The following is a 2,638-nucleotide window of genomic DNA, read 5'->3' as shown; positions in this document are numbered from 1 at the left end:
GGCCTGCTTCGGTTCGGGCATGTCCAGCCCCGGCAGCACGGCGCGTGCGGCGCGGGGGGCTTCGCCCCTGCCGTCGCGGGCTTTTTCCAGTTCGTGCAGCAGTTCCCGTGCGCGCTGTACCACCGGCTGCGGCACCCCGGCAAGCCGGGCCACCTCGATGCCGTAGCTGCGGTCGGACGGGCCGGGCACCAGACGGCGCAGGAACACGATTTCGCCGCCCCATTCGCGGATGGCGATGTTCATGTTGTGCACACCGGGGATGCGCCCTTCCAGCGCCGTCAGCTCGTGGTAGTGGGTGGCGAACAGGGTGCGGATGGTGCCGCCCGCGCGGCGGGCCAGTTCTTCCACCACGGCCCAGGCCAGGGCCAGGCCGTCGAAGGTGCTGGTGCCGCGCCCGATCTCGTCCAGGATGACCAGGCTGCGCTTGCCCGCCTGGCGCAGGATGCGCGCGGTCTCCATCATTTCCACCATGAAGGTGGACTGCCCCTGCGCCAGGTTGTCCGATGCCCCCACCCGCGAGAATACCCGGTCGGCGATGCCGAGGCGCGCCTCGCGCGCGGGCACGAACGAGCCCATCTGGGCCAGCAGGCAGATGATGGCCGTCTGGCGCAGTACGGTGGATTTGCCCGCCATGTTGGGGCCGGTGATCAGCAGCAGTCGCCGGGCCTCGTCCATGCGCAGGTCGTTGGGGATGAAGTTGGCGCTGCCCTGCATGGCCTCCACCACGGGGTGGCGGCCTTCGCGGATCAGGAGGTCGGTATCCTGCGCCAGCACGGGGCGGGTCCAGTTCCAGCGGCGGGCCGTTTCCGCAAGGCTCTGCCAGTAATCGAAGCCCGCAAGCAGGTCGGCCATGAACAACACGCGGGGGCGCGCCTCGGACACGGTTTCGCGCAGCTTCTGGAACAATTTGTATTCCAGCGACTTGCGGCGGTCGCTGGCCGAAACCAGCTTTTCCTCCAATTCCTTCAGGCGCGGGGTGGTGAAGCGTTCGGCGTTGGCCAGGGTCTGGCGGCGCACGAAGTGCTCGGGCACGGCGTCGGACGCGGTGCGTGACAGCTCGAAGTAGTAGCCGAACACCCGGTTGAACCCCAGCTTGAGCTTTGGCAGCCCGCTGGCGGCCTGTTCTTCCGCCAGCAGTTGCTGCAACATGTTCTCGCCGTGTTCGGTAAGGTCGAGCAGTTCGTCCAGTTCGGCGTGGAAGCCGGGCCGGAACAGCCCGCCTTCGGTGACCAGATGGGGCGGGCTGTCCACCAGTGCGCGTTCCAGCAGGTCGAAATAGTCGGACAGGTCGTCCCAGCCCTTCAGCGCCGCGCGCAGGAAAGGGGGGCGGCCATCGCCGCGCGCCTCTCCGTCGGTGGGGTAGCTGCCGTGGGGCGTTTCCGGCCGTTCCAGCACGCCGCGCACCTTGGGGAGGGCGGCCAGGCTCTGGCGCAGGGCCACGTAATCCTTGGGGGCGGCGCGGTTCAGGAAGATGCGCGTGGTCAGCCGTTCAAGGTCGTACACCTCGTCCAGCCCGGCCCGCAGGTCGCGCCGGGTGTCGTCGCGCTCGTACAGCCAGCTCACCGCCGCCTGGGTTTCCTCTATGGGGCTCATTTCGCGCCAGGGGTGGCGCAGGCGTTCTTCCAGCAGTCGGCCCCCCATGGGGGTCTGGGTGTGGTCCAACACGTGCCACAGCGTGCCCGGCCCCTTGCGGCCATCCAGGCGGCGGAAGATTTCCAGATTGCGCTCCGTCACTTCATCGACGATGAGGTGGCGGCCCAGGTTCAGGGGGCGGAACGGCGCAAGGTGGATGATGTCCTGCTTCTGGGTTTGCACGACATATGCCAGCAGCGCCCCGCAGGAACGGACGAGTTCATCCTTTCCTTCAAGACCCAGCGCGCCGGTGTCGCGCACGCCCTGGGCGTGCAGCAGCCGTTCCGTTGCTGCCTTGAGGTCGAAGGGTGCCCGGCCCGGCACCCGCACCACCTGGGTGGCGGTGAGCGACATGGACGAGGGCACCTGTGCGTTCTCGGTCACCAGCAGTTCGCGGGGCTGCATCTTGCGCACCCACTGCCACAGGTCGGCGGCCTTTTTCGCATGCAGGCCCGACCATTCGCCCGTGGAAAAATCGAGCCAGGCAAAGCCGCCCGCCTCCTTGTCCTCGTCCCAGAACAGCGCGCCCAGATAATTGTGGCCCTTGGCGTCGAGGTTGGCGTCCTCCACCACCGTGCCGGGGGTCAGCACGCGGGTGACGGCGCGCTTGACCAGCCCCTTGGCCTCGCGCGGGTCTTCTATCTGGTCGCACAGGGCCACCTTGAAGCCCTTTTCCAGCAGTTGGGTGATGTACCCTTCCACCGAATGGTGGGGCACGCCGCACATGGGCACGCGCAGGTCGGCGTTGGGGTTGCGGCAGGTGAGGGCGATCTGCAGTTCGCGCGCCGCCGTTTCCGCATCGTCGAAGAACATTTCGTAGAAGTCGCCCATGCGGTAGAGCAGCAGCGCATCCGGATAGTCGTCCTTGATGCGCAGGTACTGCTCGAACATGGGGGTGAGCCGGGACGGGTTGGCGCGGGCAGTCGCCGCCGTGGTGGCCCCGGCCAGGCGCGATGCGTTGCGCGCCAGGCTGGCAGTGCCGGAACTGGGGCCGGACGTGGCGTCC

The 2,638-nt window shown here is 68.1% G+C and carries 1 protein-coding gene; it reads right to left on the bottom strand.

What is annotated here, in order from left to right; all coding sequences use genetic code 11:
• Nucleotides 1-2,523 (bottom strand): DNA mismatch repair protein MutS (gene mutS, locus FVW27_RS12810; RefSeq protein WP_167125701.1); only part of this gene is annotated, 2,523 nt, incomplete at its 3' end.
• Nucleotides 2,524-2,638: the final 115 nt, after the last annotated feature.

The sequence above is a fragment of the Nitratidesulfovibrio liaohensis genome, assembly GCF_011682075.1.
In the GTDB taxonomy this organism is placed as follows: domain Bacteria; phylum Desulfobacterota; class Desulfovibrionia; order Desulfovibrionales; family Desulfovibrionaceae; genus Cupidesulfovibrio; species Cupidesulfovibrio liaohensis.
Note: the sequence above shows the minus strand (reverse complement) of the source record. Positions and strands in the feature narration are given on the sequence as shown.